We start from the raw sequence: 19,805 nt of genomic DNA, 5'->3' as shown, positions 1-19,805 counted from the left end.
CGCCTCAGCGCGGCGTGCGCTGGTGCGGCACCAAGGGCGGCACGGGCTGACCGGCGATCAGCTCCCAGAACGCGGGCAGGAAGCACTCGGCCACCAGCAGCGGCTGGCCCTGGCGCCAGAAGACGGAGCGGCGGGCCCAGATGCGGCCGCCATCGAGATCGCGCTGGCTGGCGGGTAAAGCGCCCAGCGCGGTGGCATGGAAGGGCACCGGCGAGGCCAGGCGGCGGCAGGCGAAGGGCGAACGCGCGACCGTGCTGTCGTGGTAGAGCATGTCAGCCAGCGGACGGGTCAGCAGGCGGCGCATGCCTTGCCACGAGCCATGGGACGCGCGCAGCGGCGTCAGGCTGCGGGCGGGCACGCTGTCCACGCCGTTCACCGACATCAGCACTTCGCGGATCCAGACGGGCGCGCCGGGCGCGATGCCCATCGCGCGGGCTTCGTCCGGCGGCGCGCCATCGGCATACTCGGCCAGCACCCGCAGCCGCACCTGGCCGACCTGGCGCAGGCCGGCCGTCAGCGCGCCGGGGCGGAACAGCCAATGGCGCGGGGCACGGGGCAGGATGGGCGGCGCGCTGGCCAGCCAGCCTGCGGCAAGAGGAGGATGATGTGCTGCGGGTTTGCTCATGGCTGCGTATTATGCCAAGCCCGGCCAACGGTCCCCATGCGTCGCAGTGACGCAGCGCCAGGCCGGCGCCGGAATATCGTCCGGGAAAGCACTTATTGTCCCAGGAACCCGCGCCTCCCTATCATTTGCACACGGTCAACATTGACCAGAACGGCTTGCAGTACCCCGCAGCAATAATTGCTGCCTGAACATTCAGTCTGGCTATAAGAGCCCCCGACTTGCACGCACAGCGTGGTCGGGGGCTTTTTCGTTTTCAATTTCTGAGTATGGAGTTCGCATGCAAGCGTCGGATCCGCTTCGTTCCCCCGCCTCCGTGACCTGGGTGGCCAGCGTGCAGATGGAGCCCGCCATCGGCGAAGTCACCGCCAATATCGCGCGTTCGATTGAACTGGTGGAGCAGGCCGCGGCCCAGGGCGCGCGGCTGGTGGTGCTGCCCGAATTGGCGAACACGGGCTACATGTTCGAAAGCCGCGAGGAAGCTCATGCCCTGGCCGAGGTGGTGCCGGAAGGGCCCAGCTCGCAGGCCTGGATCGCGCTGGCGCAGCGGCTGGGCATCTACCTGGTGGCGGGCATCGCCGAACGCTGCGGTGGCCGTCTGTACAACTCCGCCCTGATCGCCGGTCCGCAGGGCTACATGGGGACCTACCGCAAGCTGCATCTGTGGGGCGACGAGAACCTGTATTTCGAAGCCGGCGACCTGGGCTTGCCGGTGTTCGACACCGAGCTGGGCCGCATCGGCGTGGCGATCTGCTACGACGGCTGGTTTCCCGAGGTCTACCGGCTGCTGGCGGTGCGCGGCGCGGACATCGTGGCGGTGCCGACCAACTGGGTGCCGATGCCGGGACAGACGCGCGACGGGCCGGTCATGGCCCACGCGCTGACCATGGGCGGCGCCCATAGCAACGGCCTGACGGTGGTGTGCGCGGACCGCGTGGGCACCGAGCGCGGCCAGCCCTTCGTGGGCCGCAGCCTGATCGTGGGCTCCCAGGGCTGGATCGCGGCCGGCCCGGCCAGCATCGACCAGGAGGAAGTGTTGCTGGCGCCGATAGACCTGCGGGCGTCGCGCCGGGCGCGCCAATTGAATGATTTCAACCACGTGCTGCGCGACAGGCGCCGCGACATCTATGACGAGCAGTTGGGCGCCGGCGCAGGCCCGCGCTAAGCCACGGCCCAGGCCGTTCCCCCCCAAGGAGAAAACCCATGAAGAGCCTATTCAATAGCTGCCGGATCCGCCTGTCGTTTGTCGCATTGCTGGCCGCCGCGGGCGGCGCGCATGCCGCCGAGCCGCTGCGCATCGGCGTCCCGGTCGGCCTGTCGGGCGCCAACAGCGTGGTGGCGCCCGGCGTGGTGCAGGCCTCGCAGCTGGCCGCCGACGAGATCAATGCGGCCGGCGGCATCCTGGGCCGCCAGATCGTGCTGGAAATCGCCGACGACGCCTCGGGCGCGGTCGGCGCGCAGAAGGCCTACGACACCCTGGTGTTCCAGAAGAAGGTCGACGCCATCATCGCCATGGAAACCAGCGCGGCGCGCAATGCGGCGCTGCCCATCGTGTCGCGCGGCAAGGTGCCGTACATCTACACCTCGTTCTACGAGGGCCGTTCCTGCAACCGCTGGCTGCACGTGAACGGCTGGGTGCCGGAGCAGCAGGTGGCGCCGGTGGTCGACCATTTCATGAAGGAGCGCAAGGCCAAGACCTTCTTCCTGGTGGGCAGCGACTACGCCTTCGGCCGCGGCATGCTGAAGTTCACGCGCGACTACATCGAGAAGCAGGGCGGGCGCGTGGTGGGCGAGGAATACCTGCCCATCGATGGCTCCGATTGGACGCCGGTAGTCTCCAAGATACGCTCGACCAATCCGGACGCGCTGATCAGCTCGACCGCGGGCGGCGGACCCAACGTCAGCCTGGCCAAGCAGGTCCAGGCGGCGGGCCTGTCCATGCCCTACGGCAACCTGGCGATCGACGAAGGCACGGCCAAGACCATGGGCGATACGGCGGTGGGCATGTACATGTCGGCCTCGTACCTGACCAGCATCGATACGCCGCAGAATCACAAGTTCCTGGATGGCCTGAAGGCCAAGTTCGGCAGCGACGCCAAGACCGCCAACGAGTTCTCCGCGCCCCAGTACGAAGCCTTCTATCTCTACAAGGCGGCGGTCGAGAAGGCGGGCGGCACCGATTCGGCCAAGGTGGTGCAGGCCCTGAGCGAGGTGTCGTTCGACGGTCCGCGCGGTCCCGTGAAGATGGACCGGCAGCGCCACGCGGCATTGACCATGCGCCTGGGCCAGGTGCAGCAGGATGGCTCCATCAAGATCCTGCAGACCTTCGACAAGGTCGATCCGGGCGCGCAATGCCCGGACCTCAAGTGACGATCGGGGCGTGTGACGATCGGGTCAAGTGACACGCGCCGCCGGCCGGGCCGGCGGCGCCGGAGAGCGATATGGGTTTGTTGCTGGACATCCTGAGCACGGCCGCGATGCTTTTCATCGTGACCGCCGGGCTGATGATCATCTTCGGCGTGATGAAGATCGTCAATTTCGCGCACGGCGCGATTCTGACGCTGGGCAGCTACGCCAGCCTGGTCGTGACGCAGCTGGGTCTGAACCCCTGGCTGGCGCTGCCGTTCGCGCTGGCGGTCGGCGTGCTGGTGGGCATGGGCGTGGAGCGCCTGATCGTGCAGCCGCTGTACAAGCGGCCGCTGGACGCCATTCTGGCCACCTGGGGGCTGGGCATCGTCATCGGCCAGCTGATCACCATGGCCTTCGGACGGGAAGTGAAATTCGCCGATTCGCCCATTCATGGCGCCGTGTCCTTCCTGGGCACGGAGTATTCGGCGTACCGGCTGTTCCTGGTGCCCGCGGCCTTGCTGATGTATGCCGCCATGGCTCTGCTGCTCAGCGGCACGCGCTTTGGCGTGCGGACGCGGGCGGTGATCATGAACGAGGACCTGGCGCGCGGCCTGGGCATCAACGCCGAGCGCATCCGCTTCACCACCTTCGGCCTGGGCGCGGGGCTGGGCGCGCTGGCCGGCGCGCTGATCACGCCCTTGTCCAGCGTCGATCCCAACATGGGCCTGCCCTGGCTGGTCAGCGCCTTCATGCTGGTCATGGTGTCGGGCCATTCAATCACCGCGCTGCTGCTGACCTGCCTGGTCTATGGCGCCTGCCAGGTGCTGGTGAGCGTCTTCGTCAGCCCGATCCTGGGCGGCGTCACTATCGCCGTGCTGGCCGCGCTGACGCTGCGCCTGCGCCCTCAAGGATTCGCCCATGACTGATCGCACATTGACTTCGCAAACGCTGGCCGGCAGCGCCACCGACGATTCCTTGCGGCGGGCTGCGCGCAGCCGCAGCCTGCTGGGTCTGGCCGGCCTGTGCCTGGCCCTGACCGCGGCAGGCCCCTGGCTGTTTGACACCTACCTGCTGAACGTGCTGATCAAGGCGCTGTTCTTCGCGGTGGCGGCGGTCACCGTCGACGTGCTGTGGGGCTACACCGGCTATCTGACCTTCGGCCAGTCCGCCTTCTTCGGGGTAGGCGCCTACGCCGCGGGCCTGGCCTTCACGCACTACGGCTTCTCGCCGGGGATTGCCGCGCTGGCGGCCCTGGCGGCCGTGGGGGCCGCGGCGCTGCTGGCCCTGGTGACCGGCTGGCTGTCGTTCTACCGCGGGGCATCGCCGTTCTTCGCCACCGTGATCTCGCTGGTGCTGCCCATCGTGCTGATGCAACTGGTGCTGTCGGGCGGCACTTATACGGGCTCGTCTTCCGGCCTGACGGGTTACGAGACCTTCGACCTGTCGCTGGAAGCCTGGTACGTGATCGCGGCGGGCGGGCTGTCGGCCGTGGCCCTGCTGGCCTGGGTGATGGTGCGCAGCGACGGCGGCCGCATCCTGGTCGCCCTGCGCGACAACGAGGCGCGCTGCAGCTATCTGGGCATGAACACCGCCCATTGGCGCATTGCGCTGCTGGTGGTCTGCGGCGCGGTGGCGGGGCTGGCGGGGTTTGGCTATGGCGCCTTCAGCGGGGTGGTGGCGCCGGAGCTCACCGGCTTCGTCTTCGGCACGGAACTGATCATCTGGGTCGCGCTGGGCGGCCGCGGCACCATCTGGGGGCCGGTGCTCGGCGCGATCCTCATCAACGTCGCCGGTTCCTATCTCAGCGGCAACATGCCCTTCGTCTGGCAGCTGCTCTTGGGCGTGACCTTCGTCCTGGTGATCCTGCTGCTGCCGCGCGGGCTGTTGCCGCTGCTGACGGCGCCATGGCGGGGAAGGGCGGCCAAGGCCGCCTCGCCAGCGCTGGGCGAGCGCGCCGCGCCGCTGCGGCAGGCGGGACGGGCGGGACAAGCCCTGAGCCTGGCCGGCGTGTCCAAGCATTTCGGCAGCCTGAAGGTGCTGGAGGGCATAGACCTGCAAGCCAGTGGCGGTGAACTGGTGGGCCTGATCGGTCCCAACGGTGCCGGCAAGACCACGCTGATGCGCTGCATCGCCGACGGCGCGGAGCGGTCCCAGGGCAGGCTGGAGCTCTATGGCCATGAAGTGCTGCGCGACGGCCCGGAGCAGTGCGTGCGCCTGGGGCTGGGCCGCAAGTTCCAGAATGCCAACGTGTTCGACACGCTGACCGTGGCCGAAAGCCTGCGCATCGCCACCACCTTGCGCGAGCGGCCCTCCTGGTGGCGCCGCGCGCCCACGCTGGATCTGCCACCGTACGCGCTGGAGACGCTGCGCGTGACCGGCCTGGACCAGCGCCTGGATAGCGTGGCGCGCGATTTGTCGCATGGCCAGCAGCAGGCATTGGAACTGGCCATGGTGCTGGCGCTGGAGCCGGGCATCGTGCTGCTGGACGAGCCCACGGCCGGGCTGAGCAAGGCCGAGCGCCTGCAGATCGGCCACGTGCTGTCATCCCTGGCGCACCGCTATGGCTTGTGCTGCCTGCTGGTGGAGCATGACCTGGACTTTGTCAAGGAAATCGCGACGCGCATCGTGGTGCTGCACCAGGGCCGCATCGTCATGGACGGCGGATTCCGCGAGGTCGTGGAATCCGAACTGGTGCGCACCATCTATGCCGGCAGCGCGCCGGCCGCGCAAGGAGCAGGGCAATGACGAGCATCGCGGCGCCGGCGTTGCGCCTTGAAGGGGTTTCCAGCGGCTACAAGCGTGCCATGGTGCTGCACGACGTGTCGCTTGCGGTCGAGCGCGGCGCCTGCGTGGCGCTGCTGGGCAAGAACGGCATGGGCAAGAGCACCTTGCTCAAGACCGTGATGGGCTACCTGCCCAAACAAAAAGGCCGCGTCAGCGTGGGCGGGGTGGACGCGACCCGGCTGCGGCCGCACGAGGTGGCGCGCTGCGGAGTGGCCTATGCGGCCCAGGAGCAGCCACTGTTCCCCGACCTGAGCATCCGCGACAACCTGCGCCTGGGCCTGCCGCGCGAACAACTCTTCGACGAGCGCTTCGCCGAGATCGCCGAGCTGTTTCCCGTGTTTGCGACCCGGCTGCGGCAGCATGCCGGCACCTTGTCGGGCGGCGAACAGAAAATGCTGCTGGTGGCGCGCGGGCTGATGCAACGGCCCGCGCTTTTGCTGCTGGACGAGATCACCGAAGGCTTGCAGCCCTCGGTGATCGAGCGCCTGGGCCGCGCGCTGAACTGGGAGCGCGAGCGGCATGGCACGACGATGTTCATCGTGGAGCAGAACGTGGCCTTCGCGCTGGACGTGGCCGACCGCTACCTGGTGTTGAAGCAGGGCAGCATCGTCGATGAAGGCGACGCTGGCGCGTCCGAGGCGGCGGGCAATATCATTGCTCATCTGAAGGTATGAACGCCAACCGGCCCGGATTCGCCATGATGCACACGCGCAAACCCCGTTCAAGGATTCCATCATGACCTCGCCCCAGGACAAGGACGCCGAGCGGCCGGGCTGGCGCATCGGCGTGCTCTATTCGCGCAGCGGCGTCACCGGCACCACGGAATCGCAGCATTTCTTCGGCACGGTGCTGGCGGTGGAGGAAATCAACGAGCTGGGGGGCGTCCTGGGCCGGCCGCTGGCGCCGGTCGCGTACGACCCGCGCAGCGACGCCGAGGAATACCGCCGCCTGGCGGCCCGCCTGCTGCTGGACGACGAGGTCAGCGTCATCTTCGGCGGCTGCACCTCGCATTGCCGCAAGGCCATGCTGCCGGTGGTGGAACGCAGCAATTCCCTGCTGTGGTACGGCTCGGTCTATGAAGGCTTCGAGTACTCGCCCAACGTCATCTACACCGGCGCGGCGCCCAACCAGGGCAGCATGCAGCTGGCGGCCTACCTGATCCAGAATTGCGGCTCGCGCATCTTCCTGGTGGGAGCGGACTACATCTATCCGCGCGAGACCAACCGCATCATGCGCGAGACCGTCGAGGAGCATGGCGGCGAGATCCTGGACGAAACCTATCTGCCGCTGGGCTGCGACGACAGCGAGATCAACGACGTCGTGGCCGACATCCGGCGCATCCAGCCCGACGTGGTGTTTTCCACCCTGATCGGAGCCGATGCGCAGCGTTTCTACCAGCGCTACCACCAGGTCTGCCAGGCGGAGGGTCCGGCAACGGCGCACATTCCCATCGCCAGCCTGACGATGGCGGAATCGGAGGTGGCCGAGATCGGACCGCAACGCTGCGTCGGCCACATTACCGCGGCCACCTACTTCAACACGGTGGACACGCCCGCCAACGCGCATTTCCTGCAACGCTGGCGCGCGCGCTTCGGCGACCATCCCGCCAGCGTCTACGCGGAAACCTGCTACAGCCAGATGCACCTGTTCGCGCGCGCGCTGCAGCGCGTGGGCAGCATGGATACCCGCAAGCTGGTGCAGGCGGTGCACCAGGTGCAATTCGACGCGCCGGACGGGCTGATGTCCGTGCTGGCGGAAAACAACCATAGCGTGCTGACGCCGCGCATCGGCGTGTGCCGCGAGGACGGGCGCTTCGACATCGTCTGGGAGAGCGATGAACCGGTGAAGCCCGACCCGTACCTGACGGCGTTCGGCCTGGACGAGTTCTGGTTGAAATAGCCATGGACCATAGCCTACGCCGCCTCTACGAGGACCTGCGCAGCGTGGCCGTCGCGGTGGTGTATCCGCCGGGCGAGGACCGCGACGTGCTGGTCGAACAGCTCAAGCGCATCGGTTGCCGCATCCACCTGCACTGGCCATTCCCGGAGACGCCGCCCGCCGCGGTGGACGTGATCTTCTTCCAGGTCTCCCAATGCGGCAAGAACAGCGCCGCCTGGTCGGCCAGCGAGGTCGAGGCCACCTTGATCGCCTTGTCCGAGTACGAAACGCCGACCACGCTGAAGCAGCTGCTCAAGACCAATGCGCACGGCGTGCTGACGCGGCCGTTCCGTTCGGCCGGCGTGCTCAGCACGCTGGTGCTGGCGCGTTCGGCCAAGCAGTTCCAGGGCCGGCAACAGTCCAAGATCGACAAGCTGGAAAGCACCATCAAGGCGCGGCGCGTCATCGAAAAGGCCATACGGGTGCTGATGGATCATCAGCGCCTGGACGAGCGCGCCGCCTACGAACACATGCGGACCCGCGCCACGGGCCTGCGCGTGAGCGTGGCCGAAGTGGCCGCGATGATCATCGAGGCCAGCGAGGCCATGGAAAAACTCGGCCTGGGCAGCTTGCGCCCGGGGCCGTCCCAGAACAACTGAACGCATTGAATGCGTCTATGAGAGGAGCCGGACAATGAAGGTCATGATCGCCCGCCTGAACCACGAGACCAACACGTTCTCGCCGGTGCCCACGCCCTTGTCCGCGTTCGGCAATGACGGGCCCGCCTTCGGCGCCCAGGCCTACGCGGAGAACAAGGGCAAGCGCACGGCCATGTCCGCCTTCATCGACATCGCCGAGGCCAACGGCGCGACCGTGGTCACGCCGGTGTCGGCCACGGCCTATCCCAGCGGGCGGGTGTCGTCGCAGGCTTACAGCGAACTGTGCGACGCGATCGTGGCGGGCGCCCAGGGCTGCGGCGCCATCCTGCTCGATCTGCACGGCGCGATGGTGGCCGAGACCACCGACGACGGCGAAGGCGACCTGCTGGAGCGCCTGCGGCGGCGCACGCCGGACGTGCCCATCGCGGTGGCGCTCGACCTGCACGGCAACGTCACGCCGAAGATGATGGCCAACGCCGACGTGATCGTCAGCTTCAAGACCTATCCGCACGTGGACATGTACGAGACCGGCGAGCATGCCGGCCGCATCCTCTACGACTGGCTCAATGGCGGCCCGCGTCCGGTTATGGCCTGGCGCCGCCTGCCGCTGATGACGCACACCTTGCGCAGCGCCACGGCAGAGGGCGCGATGCGCAACGCCGTGCAGGCCGCCAGGCGGGCGGAGGCGGCGGGCGTGGCGGCCGTGTCCGTGCTGGCGGGCTTCGCGCTGGCCGATATTCCCCATCCCTGCCTGAGCGTGGTCGTGGTGGGGCAAGGGGACCAGCAGCAGGCGGAGCGCGTTGCGGCCGAAATGGCCGGGGCCATCTGGGCCGAGCGCGATGGCTACTTCTACGACAGCGAGCCCCTGGCCGATTCCCTGGCCCGCGCGGCCGAACTGGCCCAGGGCGCCGACAAGCCCGTGCTGCTGCTTGACCACGGCGATAACTGCATGTCCGGCGGCACCTGCGACACCATGGAGGTGCTGATGGCGGCCGTGGATGCGGGCCTGACCGGCATCGTCGCGGGACTGTATTGCGATCCCGACGCCGTCGCGGCGCTGGCGGCGGCGGGCGAGGGCGGCCAGGTGGAACTGCTGGTGGGCAACAAGCGGCCGATTCCCGCCATCGGCCGTCCGGCGGCGCCCGTGACGCTGCGCGGGGTGGTCCGGGCCGTGACCAATGGCGAGTACGTGATCACCGGGCCGACCTATACCGGACAGACCGCCTGCATGGGCCGCAGCGCGGTGCTGGACATCGGCGCGGCGCAACTGGTGATCACCGAGAGAACGCATGAGCCCTGGGACCTCGGGGTGTTCGAAAGCATGGGGCTGGATCCGCGGCGGGCCCGCTACGTGCTGGTGAAGTCCCGCATGTACTGCCGGCCGGTATTCGGGCCCATCTCCCAGGCGCTGGTGGAATGCGCCAGCGCGGGCGTGACCAGCTCGGATTTCGCGCTGTTTACCTACGAGCGCCGCAGCAGGCCGTTGTATCCGCTGGACCCGATGGCGCCTTCGGACTACGACCCTGCGGCGTGACGAGAGCGCCGCGTGGCGTCCGCATACAATACCGGCCATGGAAAAAGTACGTATCTCCAAGCTCATGTCCGAGCGTGGCCTGTGTTCGCGCCGCGAGGCCGACTCCTATATCGAACGCGGCTGGGTCCGGGTTGACGGCGTGGTGGTGTCCGAACTGGGCGCCCGGGCCTATCCTGACCAGGTCATCACGCTGGAACGCGCCGCGCAGGCGCGCCAGACTTCGCGCGTCACCATCCTGATCAACAAGCCGGTGGGCTATGTGTCGGGGCAGGCCGAGAAGGGCTACACGCCTGCGGTCGCCCTGATCGACTCCCGCTCCCGATTTGCCGGCGACTGTGCGCCGCAGCGTTTCGAGCGGGCGCACCTGGACGGGCTGGCGGTGGCCGGCCGCCTGGACATCGATTCGCAGGGCCTGCTGGTGCTGACGCAGGACGGCCGCATCGCCAAGCACCTGATCGGCGAAGACTCCAGCGTGGACAAGGAATACCTGGTGCGGGTGCAGGGGAACCTGTCCGACAACGGATTGGCGCTGCTGAACCATGGCCTGTCCCTGGACGGCAAGGCTTTGAAGCCGGCCCAGGTGCGCTGGCAGAACAGCGACCAGCTGCGCTTCGTGTTGCGCGAAGGCAAGAAGCGGCAGATCCGCCGCATGTGCGAGCTGGTCGGCCTGAAGGTGATAGGCCTGAAGCGCGTGCGCATCGGCCGCGTGTCGCTGGGCGACCTGCCGCTGGGGCAGTGGCGCTACCTGCGCGAGGACGAGCGTTTCTGAGCGCCATTCCGGCCCCGATTGAACGGCCCAGCCGACAACTGTTGTCGGCGGCCCCTAAATTTTTCAGTCTGTTTCCGGTTCCTGCCTGGTTCAGAAAGCAGGAGTATCCTTCGCCTGCCCGTTGCCGCCCAGGCGCTCCATCAGGAATTCGATGAAGATCCTGGTCTTGGCGGGTAGAAGCCGCGTCTCCGTTACCGCGTAGACCGGGAACGGCCCCAATTGCCAGTCAGGCAGCACGCGCTGCAATTGGCCGGACTGCTGTTCGGCCGGCTGGCCGCCCACGAGCACCACGATGCCCGCGCCCAGCATGGCCAGGCGCCGGGCCATGGCGACCCCGTTGACGGAAAAGCGGTTGCCCGGCGTGAATTCGATGTGGTTGCGGCCGTCGGTCAGGGGCCAGCGGGTGACCTGTCCCGCGCCCTTGGCGCGGAACTCTATGCATTCGTGCCGGGTCAAGTCGCTGGGGTGCTGCGGAACGCCGTGCTTCTCCAGGTATTCACGCGAGGCGTACAAATGCGCGGGCAGCATGCCCAGCAGCCTCGCAATCTGTGTCGAATCGGGCAGTTCGCCGATTTCGATGGAAATATCGCAGGTCTGGAACACGCGCGACGCGTGGTCCGGATTGGCCAGATCAAGGAAGAAGGTCACGTCGGGATAGCGGCGGGAAAACTCCATGAACGACTCAGCCAGGAAGTCCGTGCCGAAATCCGCGGGCATGTTCACCCGCAGCGGCCCGGCCGGTCTGTCGACCAGCTTCTGCAGTTCCTCATGGGCGATCTGCGCCTCGGCCACGATGCGCTGGCAGCGATCGAAGTACAGCCGGCCCGCATCGGTCAGCTCGACCTTGCGGGTGGTGCGGCTGAGCAGGCGCAACCCGACCGACCGCTCCAGTTCGGCCACCTGGCGGGACAAAGTCGATTTCGGCACGCCGAGCATCGCCGCCGCGCGGCTGAAGCTGCGCGTTTTCGCGACTTCGACGAAAAGTTCCATGCCTTGTAAGCGTTTCATGACGAAATTCTGTCATATAGAGGTGAGGCTATTGTCCCATAAATGGAATGATGTTTTCTCAACATGCCTCTTTGTTTCTCGGGCGGGATAACTCAGAATGCGAGTTCTGCAATGCAGCAATGCGACAAAGCCCAGCCTGCGTGTTCGAGGCAAATCCACCCAATCGATGCGCACGGACCGCTCAGCAGCGGACCGGGGCGGGCATTTTTTTGTTGAAATCGGGAATGCAATCTATGGATAAGAAAAGCGCTATGTGGCGCAGCGCGGCGGTTGTCACGCTGACGGCATCGGCCCTCACTCTGGCCGCTTGCGGCAAGAAGCAAGACGCTCCTCAGGCGGGCAAGCCCAATGTAACGGTAGTGACGCTCGCCACGCAGCCCGTTTCGCTGACCACCGAACTGCCCGGCCGCACCTCGCCCTTCCGCGTGGCCGAAGTGCGTCCCCAGGTGAATGGCATCGTCCAGAAACGCCTCTTCACCGAGGGCGGCGAGGTCAAGTCGGGGCAGCAGCTCTACCAGATCGACCCCGCCCTCTATCAAGCCAGCCTGGACAGCCAGAAGGCCGCCCTGGCGCGGGCCCAGGCCCAGCAGAAGACGGCAGCCCTCCTGGCCGAACGCTACAAGCCGCTGGTCGCCACCCGCGCGGTCAGCCAGCAGACCTATGACAACGCCGTCGCCTCGCGCGACCAGGCCGCCGCCGACGTGCTGTCGGCCAAGGCGGCGCTGGACACGGCCCGCATCAATCTGGTCTACACCAAGGTCCTGTCGCCCATCGACGGCATCATCGGCCGTTCGGCGGTGACCGAAGGCGCGCTGGTCACGGCCAACCAGACCACGGCCCTGGCCTCGGTACAGCAGATCGATCCGATCTACGTCGACGTGACCCAATCCAGCGTCCAGCTGCTGCGCCTGCAGAACGCGCTGGCCAGCGGCCAGCTGAAGAAGGCCGACGGCGACCAGGCCGCCCTGGTGACCTTGACCCTGGAAGACGGCTCGCAATACGCGCAGCCGGGCAAGCTGCAGTTCTCCGAAGTGACGGTGGACCAGGGCACGGGCTCGGTCACGCTGCGCGCGGTGTTCCCCAACCCGGACCGCCGCCTGTTGCCGGGCATGTTCGTGCGCGCCCGTCTGGCAGACGGCGTGGCCGCCGACGGCCTGCTGGTGCCCCAGCGCGGCGTGACCCGCAACCAGCGCGGCGTGCCGACGGCGCTGGTGGTCAACGCCAAGAACCAGGTCGAACTGCGTGAACTGAAGACCGACCGCGCCATCGGCGACAAGTGGCTGGTCACCGATGGTCTGGCCGCCGGCGACAAGGTCATCGTGGAAGGCTTGCAGATGGTGCGCCCGGGCGCCGAGGTGGTCGCCACCGAAGCCAGCGCCGCCCCGCAGCCGGCGCAGCAGCCGCAAGCAGCCGCCGCGGCGGCGAAGCAGCAGTAGTCAGGAGCCTTGCATGGCAAAGTTTTTTATCGATAGACCGGTCTTCGCATGGGTGATCGCGATCGTGCTGATGATGGCCGGCGCGCTGTCCATCCTGAAGCTGCCGGTCTCCCAGTACCCCAACATCGCGCCGCCGGCCATCGGCATCGCGGTGACCTACCCGGGCGCTTCCGCGCAGACCGTGCAGGACACCGTGGTGCAGGTGATCGAGCAGCAGATGAACGGCCTGGACGGCCTGCAGTACATCTCGTCGGAAAGCAATTCCGACGGCAGCATGTCCATCACCCTGACCTTCACGCAGGGCACCAACCCTGACACCGCGCAGGTCCAGGTGCAGAACAAGCTGTCGCTGGCGCAGCCGCTCCTGCCGCAGGAAGTGCAGCAGCAGGGCATCCGCGTCACCAAGGCGACCAAGAACTTCCTGATCGTGGCGGGCTTCGTGTCCACCGACGGCTCGATGACCAAGGACGACCTGGCCGACTACGTCGCGTCCTACGTCCAGGATCCCATCAGCCGCACGCAGGGCGTGGGCGACTTCCAGCTGTTTGGTTCGCAGTACGCGATGCGCATCTGGCTGGATCCGGCCAAGCTCGTCAACTACGGCCTGACCACGGTCGACGTCGTGACGGCGATCAAGGAACAGAACGTGCAGGTGTCGTCCGGCCAGCTGGGCGGCCTGCCGTCCGTGCGCGGCCAGCAGCTGAACGCCACCATCATCGGCCCGTCGCGCCTGGAAAAGCCGGAGGACTTCGGCCGCATCCTGCTCAAGGTCAACACCGACGGCTCGCAAGTGCGCCTGAGCGACGTGTCGACCATCGAGCTGGGCGGCCAGACCTACGCCATCGACAGCTTCTATAACGGCAAGCCGGCCTCGGGCCTGGCGATCAAGCTGGCGCCGGGCGCCAACGCGCTGGACACGGCGCAGGCGGTGCGCGACACCATCAACAACCTGAAGCCGTACTTCCCGGCGGGCATGGACGTGGTCTATCCGTACGACACCACGCCCTTCGTCAGCCTGTCGATCCACGAAGTGTTCAAGACGCTGGTCGAGGCCATCATCCTGGTCTTCCTGGTGATGTACCTGTTCCTGCAGAACTTCCGTGCCACCATCATCCCGACGCTGGCGGTGCCGGTGGTGCTGCTGGGCACGTTCGGCGTGCTGGCGGCCTTCGGCTACTCCATCAACACCCTGACCATGTTCGGCATGGTGCTGGCCATCGGCCTGCTGGTCGACGACGCCATCGTGGTGGTGGAAAACGTCGAGCGCGTGATGGCCGAGGAAGGGCTGACCCCCAAGCAGGCCACCCGCAAGTCCATGTCGCAGATCACCGGCGCCCTGATCGGGATCGCCATGGTGCTGGCGGCCGTGTTCATTCCCATGGCCTTCTTCGGCGGGTCCACGGGCGTGATCTACCGGCAGTTCTCCATCACCATCGTGTCGTCCATGGTGTTGTCCGTGCTCGTGGCCATCGTGTTCACGCCGGCCTTGTGCGCGACCCTGCTCAAGCCCATCCCCAAGGGCCATCATGGCTCCAAGAAGGGCTTCTTCGGTTGGTTCAACCGCACGTTCGAGCGCAGCAGCCACGGCTATGCCAACACCGTTGCGCGCGGCCTGAACCGCACCAAGCGCCTGATGGTGGTCTACCTGGCGCTGGTCATCGCCATGGGCTGGATGTTCACCCGCATCCCGACCGCGTTCCTGCCGGACGAGGACCAGGGCATTCTGTTCGCCCAGATCCAGACGCCTGCCGGCGCCACCGCGGAAAGCACCAAGGCCGTCATCGACGACGCCACGAACTACCTGCTGACCGAAGAGAAGGACGCGGTCACCTCGGTGTTCGCGGTCAACGGCTTCAACTTCGGCGGCCGCGGCCAGAACGCGTCCATCCTGTTCATCAAGCTGCGCGACTGGGAAGAGCGCGGCGGCGCCAACCTCAAGGCCGGCGCCGTGGCGGCGCGCGCCAACGCGCACTTCGCCAAGACCGAACGCCGCGCGCAATTGTTCGTGGTGCCGCCGCCGTCCGTGATGGAACTGGGCAACGTCACCGGCTTCGACTTCCAGCTGATGGACCGCGCCGGCGTGGGCCACGAGAAGCTGCTTGCCGCGCGCAACCAGCTGCTGGGCGAAGCCGCCAAGAGCCCGGTCCTGCGCGGCGTGCGCCCGAACGGCATCGAAGACGCGCCGCAGTACCAACTGGACATCGACCGCGAGAAGGCGCGCGCCCTGGGCGTGGCCGTGTCGGACATCAACAGCACGCTGGCCACGGCCTGGGGTTCGTCGTACGTCAACGACTTCATCGACCGCGGCCGCGTGAAGAAGGTGTTCGCGCAGGGCGAGGCCTCCTCGCGCATGCTGCCCTCGGACCTGGATAAATGGTACGTGCGCAACAATGCGGGCGACATGGTGCCGTTCTCGGCGTTCGCCAAGGCCACCTGGAGCTACGGTCCGCAAAAGCTGAACCGCTACAACGGCGTGCCGTCCTACAACCTGCAGGGCCAGGCGGCGCCGGGCTACAGCTCGGGCGCGGCGATGGCGGAAATGGAACGCCTGGCGGCCAAGCTGCCGGTGGGCGTGGGCTATGAATGGACCGGCCTGTCGTTCGAAGAACGCCTGTCCGGCGCCCAGGCGCCCGCGCTCTACGCGATTTCGCTGATCGTGGTGTTCCTGTGCCTGGCGGCACTGTACGAAAGCTGGACGATTCCGTCGGCGGTGATGCTGGTGGTGCCGCTGGGCATCATCGGGGCCTTGCTGGCCACCATGCTGCGGGGCCTGTCCAACGACGTGTACTTCCAGGTGGGGCTGCTGACAACCATTGGTTTGGCGGCCAAGAACGCCATCCTGATCGTGGAGTTCGCCAAGGAGCACTACGAGGCGGGCGCCAGCCTGACCGAGTCGGCCATCCACGCCGCGCGCCAGCGCCTGCGCCCCATCCTGATGACGTCGCTGGCGTTCATCCTGGGCGTGACGCCGCTGGCGATCTCGTCGGGCGCGGGTTCGGGCAGCCAGAACGCCATCGGCACGGGCGTGATCGGCGGCATGCTGACCGGCACCTTCCTGGCCATCTTCTTCGTTCCGGCCTTCTTCGTGATCATGTTGCGCGTCTTCAAGGTCAAGCGCATGAGCGAAAACGTCGACAAGCACGACCCCAGCGTCAACGGTACGCAGGACGTGTCGACGGAGGGTCAATCGTAATGACATCCCCGATGAGAACCTTGTTGTCTGTTTCCCTGGCGGCGGCCCTGGCGGGCTGCTCGCTGGCCCCCACGTACGAACGGCCGGATGCGCCGGTCGACGCGGCCTATCCCACGGGCCCGTCCTACCAGGCGGCCCAGGCCGCCGGCGCGGGCGGCATGATGACCGCCGACATCGGCTGGCGCGATTTCTTCGGTTCGGATCCGCTGCTGCTGCAACTGATCGAGCAGTCCGTGGCCAACAACCGCGACCTGCGCGTGGCGGCCCTGAACGTCGAGGCGGCGCGCGCTCAGTACCGCATCCAGCGCGCCGACCTGATGCCCAGCGTGGGCATCGCCGGCCAGGAATCGGCCCAGCGCACGCCGGCCGACCTGAGCGCCAGCGGCCGCGCCACCACCAGCCACAGCTACCAGGTCGGCGCCGCGATGTCGGCCTGGGAACTGGACTTGTTCGGACGCATCCGCAGCCTGAGCGACAAGGCGCTGGAATCCTATCTGGCGCTGGACGAAACGCGCACGGCGACCCAGCTGACGCTGATCGCCGAAGTGGCCAACGCCTATCTGACCTTGCGCGCGGACCAGGAGCTGCTGAGCCTGACGCGCGACACGCTCAAGAGCCAGCAGGATTCCTTCAAGCTCACGCAGCAGAGCTACGACCAGGGCCTGTCCACGGCGCTGGACTTGAGCCAGGCCGAAGTGTCGCTGCGCACCGCCGAGCGCAATCTGTCGCAGTACACGCGCCAGGCCGCGCAGGACCGCAACGCGCTCGTGCTGCTGGTAGGCCAGCCCTTGTCGCCCGAGATGACGGTGGCGCTGGACAACGCGGTCAAGCTCGACGATTCCATGCTGCCGACCACGCTGCCCGCCGGCTTGCCCTCGGACCTGCTGGCGCGCCGCCCGGACATCCGCGCGGCCGAGCACCAGCTGAAGGGCGCCAACGCCAACATTGGCGCTGCGCGCGCGGCGTTCTTCCCGACCATCAGCCTGACCGGCTCGGCCGGTACCGCCAGCGCCAGCTTGGGCGGCTTGTTCGAAGGCGGCTCGGGCGCCTGGAGCTTCGTGCCCCAGATCTCCGTGCCGATCTTCGCGGGCGGCTCGCTGCTCGCCGGCCTGGACCTGGCCAAGGTGCAGAAGAACATCGAGGTCGCGCAGTACGAGAAGTCCATCCAGACGGGCTTTCGCGAAGTGGCGGACGCCCTGGCCGGCCGCGGCACGCTGGATGAGCAAATCCAGGCGCAGCGGCTGCTGGTGGCCGCCAACCAGCGCGCCTACGATGCGTCCGACCAGCGTTTCCGCCAGGGCATCGACGACTACCTGAGCGTGCTGGACTCGCAGCGTTCGCTGTACACCGCGCAGCAGGCCCTGGTCGACACGCGTCGGGCCAGGCTGTCCAACCTGGTCACCTTGTACAAGGTGCTGGGCGGCGGCTGGACCGAGCGCACCGTGACCGCGCAGGCCCAGTAGGGCAGAGGCCGCGGCACCCCGCAAAAGAAACGGGCCGATCAAACGATCGGCCCGTTTTCATTCCGTACCCAGCAAGATGTCAGGTGCGCTTCTTGGCGATCAGGCCGACGACGAACAGCACGATGATCGCGCCGACGACCGAGCCGATCCAGCCTGCCGGTTCGCCTGGTTGGTACCAACCCAGCGACTGGCCCAGGAAACCGGCGACGACCGAGCCGACGATACCCAGGATGGTGGTCATGATGATCCCCATGTTCTGGTCTCCGGGCATGATGGCGCGGGCGATCAGGCCCACGATGAACCCGACGATGATCATGATGATGATGCTCATGCGCGTACTCCTTGCTGGAAGTAAAAGGGGCAGTGTGGCTAGATAATACCCACGCCCCGCGCGCAGCGGCTGTAACAACTGGTGTATGGGCGGTGCGCGACATGCCGCGCCCGCAAGCGGCGCCGGACGGGCAGCCTCAGGACGTCAGGTCGATCAGCTGGCGCACGTCCTTGGTCAGGGCGTCGATGCTGTCGGTGTCAGAGGCCAGCAGCCGCGCCTTGCCGTCCTTGTCGAATATATACACGCCGCGGCTGTGCGTGACTTCGTACATGTCCGCGTCGTCGCCCGGGCGCGGCTTCTCGATCTGGTAGGCCACCCGGTAGCGGCGCGCCAGGTCCGCAATCTGCTTTTCATTGCCGGTCACGCCGATGGCATTGTTGTTGAAGGCGTTGACATAGGCCTGCAGGATGTCGGGCGTGTCGCGGTGCGGGTCCACGCTGACAAACAGGATGCGCACGTTCTTGGCCTTGTCGCCCAGGTTCTGCAGCACGGCCGTCAACTGCGCCATGGTGGTCGGGCAGATGTCTGGGCAGCTGGCGTAGCCGAAGAACAGCAGCACGGTCTTGCCCTTCAGGTCGTCGCTGCTGACCATCTTGCCGCCCGCGCCGGGCAGCGAGAACTGCAGGTCGGGCAGGTGCCCCTTCACGTTGTACAGGGTCCAATCGACGTTCCTGTCGCCGCAGGCAGCGAGAAACACGCACAGAGTCAGCAGCAGGCTGCGCAGGGCGCGGCCGGAAATGAGGTGTCGCATGAGTCCAAGGGCCGGGTAGGGGGTAAACCTTTCGATTCTACCCGCAAGCCGGGGGGCGGACGGATGGCTCAGGGCGCCGCAATCCGGCTGTGGCTTGCCCTGGCGCAAACCTCGTTTGCGCTATCCGGCGGCGGCACTTGTAAAGCTTTGTCTGTTTATTGTTTGGAAGTGGCGAATTTCGCGGACCCGGCGAGATGTCTGCCGCTAAATTCAGGTCCGTGTCAGATTTCATTATCCAGAGGCTTCGTACATGGACATGCCGGCCAGGAATTCCTTGCGCTATCCCTACTATCCGTATTACCCCGTGGTCCTGGACATCCTGCGCAGCCGCCTGGCGGACTCCGTGCTGGACGCGCCTTGCGGCCTGGGCTGGCTGGGCGACATGCTGCCCGCGGCCAGCGGCCGCCAGGTGGATATCGACGGGGTGGGCCTGTGGGAATTTCCCGAGGCCGACGGCGGTTATCGGCGCGTGACCGAGCACGACCTTGAAACCCCGTTGACGGTGCAGGCGCTCTACGACGCCGTGGTGTGCTGCGAGGGCATACATCTGCTGACCAATCCCGGCGTGTTGATGCAGAGCTTCCAGCGCGCGCTGCGTCCGGGCGGCACCCTCATCATCACCACCCCCAACACCTGGTACTTCCGTTCGCGCCTGCAATTCCTGTTGCGCGGCTTCCACTCAGGCTTTCGGCCGATGGTGGGGCGGCAGCGCGGCGAGGACTACGTCACGTACTTTCCCTGGAGTTTTCCGCAGCTGCACCTGCTGCTGAAGCACTACGGCTTTACGGACATCACTTTGCATGAGGTCAACGAGGCCAAGCCCAAGCGCGTGGTGGAGCATTTGCTGGCGGTGCCGTCGCGCTTGTATTACGGACGGCGGCTCAGGCAGGCGCAGGACGAGGAGAGCCGCCGCTACTGGAAGCAGGCGGGATCCGACCAATCCGTGCATGGACGCTGGCTGGTGATGTCGGCGCGCCGGCCGGTCAGCGATTCTTCCATCCAATAGAAAACGGCCCGCCAGGGGCGGG

General features: G+C 67.0%; 17 protein-coding genes. 13 read left to right on the top strand and 4 right to left on the bottom strand.

What is annotated here, in order from left to right; all coding sequences use genetic code 11:
* Positions 1-4: 4 nt before the first annotated feature.
* Positions 5-625 (bottom strand): chorismate--pyruvate lyase family protein, encoded by a 621-nt coding sequence (locus HWY37_RS24355; RefSeq protein ID WP_175209562.1) that lies wholly within the window; start codon positions 623-625, stop codon positions 5-7.
* A gap of 277 nt (positions 626-902) precedes the next feature.
* On the opposite strand from HWY37_RS24355, the gene HWY37_RS24350 reads away from it, so the two are divergent.
* The 9 genes from HWY37_RS24350 (at position 903) to HWY37_RS24310 (ending at position 10,595) form a co-directional block, all read left to right on the top strand.
* Complete coding sequence (locus tag HWY37_RS24350) at positions 903-1,787, top strand: nitrilase family protein (protein WP_175209563.1); 885 nt, start codon at positions 903-905, stop codon at positions 1,785-1,787.
* Positions 1,788-1,825: 38 nt separating this feature from the next.
* Entirely contained in the window at positions 1,826-2,992 is a 1,167-nt protein-coding gene (locus tag HWY37_RS24345; protein WP_176090033.1) for a substrate-binding protein, read from the top strand.
* A 71-nt stretch (positions 2,993-3,063) separates the two neighbouring features.
* Positions 3,064-3,897 (top strand): branched-chain amino acid ABC transporter permease, encoded by an 834-nt coding sequence (locus HWY37_RS24340; RefSeq protein WP_176090032.1) that lies wholly within the window; start codon positions 3,064-3,066, stop codon positions 3,895-3,897.
* A complete protein-coding gene (locus HWY37_RS24335; RefSeq protein ID WP_176090031.1) occupies positions 3,890-5,716 on the top strand; it encodes a branched-chain amino acid ABC transporter ATP-binding protein/permease in 1,827 nt (608 codons plus the stop codon). Before HWY37_RS24340 ends, HWY37_RS24335 begins: the two co-directional genes overlap by 8 nt.
* Positions 5,713-6,429, top strand: a complete 717-nt coding sequence (locus HWY37_RS24330) for an ABC transporter ATP-binding protein (protein WP_176090030.1) — start codon at positions 5,713-5,715, stop codon at positions 6,427-6,429. Before HWY37_RS24335 ends, HWY37_RS24330 begins: the two co-directional genes overlap by 4 nt.
* 61 nt (positions 6,430-6,490) lie before the next feature.
* Entirely contained in the window at positions 6,491-7,654 is a 1,164-nt protein-coding gene (locus HWY37_RS24325; protein ID WP_175209568.1) for a transporter substrate-binding domain-containing protein, read from the top strand.
* Between the two features lie 2 nt (positions 7,655-7,656).
* On the top strand, positions 7,657-8,292 hold the full coding sequence (locus HWY37_RS24320; RefSeq protein WP_175209569.1) for an ANTAR domain-containing response regulator: 636 nt from the start codon (positions 7,657-7,659) through the stop codon (positions 8,290-8,292).
* Between the two features lie 34 nt (positions 8,293-8,326).
* Positions 8,327-9,826 (top strand): M81 family metallopeptidase, encoded by a 1,500-nt coding sequence (locus tag HWY37_RS24315; protein ID WP_176090029.1) that lies wholly within the window; start codon positions 8,327-8,329, stop codon positions 9,824-9,826.
* A 37-nt stretch (positions 9,827-9,863) separates the two neighbouring features.
* A complete protein-coding gene (locus HWY37_RS24310; RefSeq protein WP_176090028.1) occupies positions 9,864-10,595 on the top strand; it encodes a pseudouridine synthase in 732 nt (243 codons plus the stop codon).
* A gap of 90 nt (positions 10,596-10,685) precedes the next feature.
* Here the strand turns inward: HWY37_RS24310 and HWY37_RS24305 are convergent, their stop codons facing one another.
* Complete coding sequence (locus HWY37_RS24305; protein WP_175209581.1) at positions 10,686-11,585, bottom strand: LysR family transcriptional regulator; 900 nt, start codon at positions 11,583-11,585, stop codon at positions 10,686-10,688.
* Between the two features lie 251 nt (positions 11,586-11,836).
* On the opposite strand from HWY37_RS24305, the gene HWY37_RS24300 reads away from it, so the two are divergent.
* Genes HWY37_RS24300 through adeC form a run of 3 tightly spaced genes read left to right on the top strand, consistent with a single transcriptional unit; the run spans position 11,837 to position 17,695 of the window.
* Positions 11,837-13,039 carry an efflux RND transporter periplasmic adaptor subunit gene (locus HWY37_RS24300; RefSeq protein WP_420872188.1) on the top strand — a complete coding sequence of 401 codons (1,203 nt, stop codon included), beginning with the start codon at positions 11,837-11,839 and terminating at the stop codon, positions 13,037-13,039.
* A gap of 13 nt (positions 13,040-13,052) precedes the next feature.
* Positions 13,053-16,232, top strand: a complete 3,180-nt coding sequence (locus tag HWY37_RS24295) for an efflux RND transporter permease subunit (RefSeq protein ID WP_175209572.1) — start codon at positions 13,053-13,055, stop codon at positions 16,230-16,232.
* On the top strand, positions 16,232-17,695 hold the full coding sequence (gene adeC, locus HWY37_RS24290; protein ID WP_281372272.1) for an AdeC/AdeK/OprM family multidrug efflux complex outer membrane factor: 1,464 nt from the start codon (positions 16,232-16,234) through the stop codon (positions 17,693-17,695). Before HWY37_RS24295 ends, adeC begins: the two co-directional genes overlap by 1 nt.
* A gap of 79 nt (positions 17,696-17,774) precedes the next feature.
* Here the strand turns inward: adeC and HWY37_RS24285 are convergent, their stop codons facing one another.
* A complete protein-coding gene (locus HWY37_RS24285) occupies positions 17,775-18,026 on the bottom strand; it encodes a GlsB/YeaQ/YmgE family stress response membrane protein (protein ID WP_175209574.1) in 252 nt (83 codons plus the stop codon).
* A 136-nt stretch (positions 18,027-18,162) separates the two neighbouring features.
* Positions 18,163-18,777 (bottom strand): SCO family protein, encoded by a 615-nt coding sequence (locus tag HWY37_RS24280; RefSeq protein ID WP_175209575.1) that lies wholly within the window; start codon positions 18,775-18,777, stop codon positions 18,163-18,165.
* 250 nt (positions 18,778-19,027) lie between these two features.
* Here HWY37_RS24280 and HWY37_RS24275 point away from each other — a divergent pair, with 250 nt between their 5' ends.
* A complete protein-coding gene (locus HWY37_RS24275) occupies positions 19,028-19,783 on the top strand; it encodes a class I SAM-dependent methyltransferase (protein ID WP_176090026.1) in 756 nt (251 codons plus the stop codon).
* Positions 19,784-19,805: the final 22 nt, after the last annotated feature.

The organism is Achromobacter anxifer (assembly GCF_903652925.1).
Taxonomy (GTDB): Bacteria; Pseudomonadota; Gammaproteobacteria; order Burkholderiales; family Burkholderiaceae_B; genus Achromobacter; species Achromobacter anxifer.
The sequence above is the reverse complement of the archived record's forward strand: the minus strand, read 5'-3'. Positions and strand labels throughout refer to the sequence as shown.

Coding starts and splice junctions, on each gene's coding strand:
- HWY37_RS24355 (WP_175209562.1), bottom strand. CDS start 625: ATGAGCAAACCCGCAGCACATCATCCTCCTCTTGCCGCAGGCTGGCTG.
- HWY37_RS24350 (WP_175209563.1), top strand. CDS start 903: ATGCAAGCGTCGGATCCGCTTCGTTCCCCCGCCTCCGTGACCTGGGTG.
- HWY37_RS24345 (WP_176090033.1), top strand. CDS start 1,826: ATGAAGAGCCTATTCAATAGCTGCCGGATCCGCCTGTCGTTTGTCGCA.
- HWY37_RS24340 (WP_176090032.1), top strand. CDS start 3,064: ATGGGTTTGTTGCTGGACATCCTGAGCACGGCCGCGATGCTTTTCATC.
- HWY37_RS24335 (WP_176090031.1), top strand. CDS start 3,890: ATGACTGATCGCACATTGACTTCGCAAACGCTGGCCGGCAGCGCCACC.
- HWY37_RS24330 (WP_176090030.1), top strand. CDS start 5,713: ATGACGAGCATCGCGGCGCCGGCGTTGCGCCTTGAAGGGGTTTCCAGC.
- HWY37_RS24325 (WP_175209568.1), top strand. CDS start 6,491: ATGACCTCGCCCCAGGACAAGGACGCCGAGCGGCCGGGCTGGCGCATC.
- HWY37_RS24320 (WP_175209569.1), top strand. CDS start 7,657: ATGGACCATAGCCTACGCCGCCTCTACGAGGACCTGCGCAGCGTGGCC.
- HWY37_RS24315 (WP_176090029.1), top strand. CDS start 8,327: ATGAAGGTCATGATCGCCCGCCTGAACCACGAGACCAACACGTTCTCG.
- HWY37_RS24310 (WP_176090028.1), top strand. CDS start 9,864: ATGGAAAAAGTACGTATCTCCAAGCTCATGTCCGAGCGTGGCCTGTGT.
- HWY37_RS24305 (WP_175209581.1), bottom strand. CDS start 11,585: ATGGAACTTTTCGTCGAAGTCGCGAAAACGCGCAGCTTCAGCCGCGCG.
- HWY37_RS24300 (WP_420872188.1), top strand. CDS start 11,837: ATGGATAAGAAAAGCGCTATGTGGCGCAGCGCGGCGGTTGTCACGCTG.
- HWY37_RS24295 (WP_175209572.1), top strand. CDS start 13,053: ATGGCAAAGTTTTTTATCGATAGACCGGTCTTCGCATGGGTGATCGCG.
- adeC (WP_281372272.1), top strand. CDS start 16,232: ATGACATCCCCGATGAGAACCTTGTTGTCTGTTTCCCTGGCGGCGGCC.
- HWY37_RS24285 (WP_175209574.1), bottom strand. CDS start 18,026: ATGAGCATCATCATCATGATCATCGTCGGGTTCATCGTGGGCCTGATC.
- HWY37_RS24280 (WP_175209575.1), bottom strand. CDS start 18,777: ATGCGACACCTCATTTCCGGCCGCGCCCTGCGCAGCCTGCTGCTGACT.
- HWY37_RS24275 (WP_176090026.1), top strand. CDS start 19,028: ATGGACATGCCGGCCAGGAATTCCTTGCGCTATCCCTACTATCCGTAT.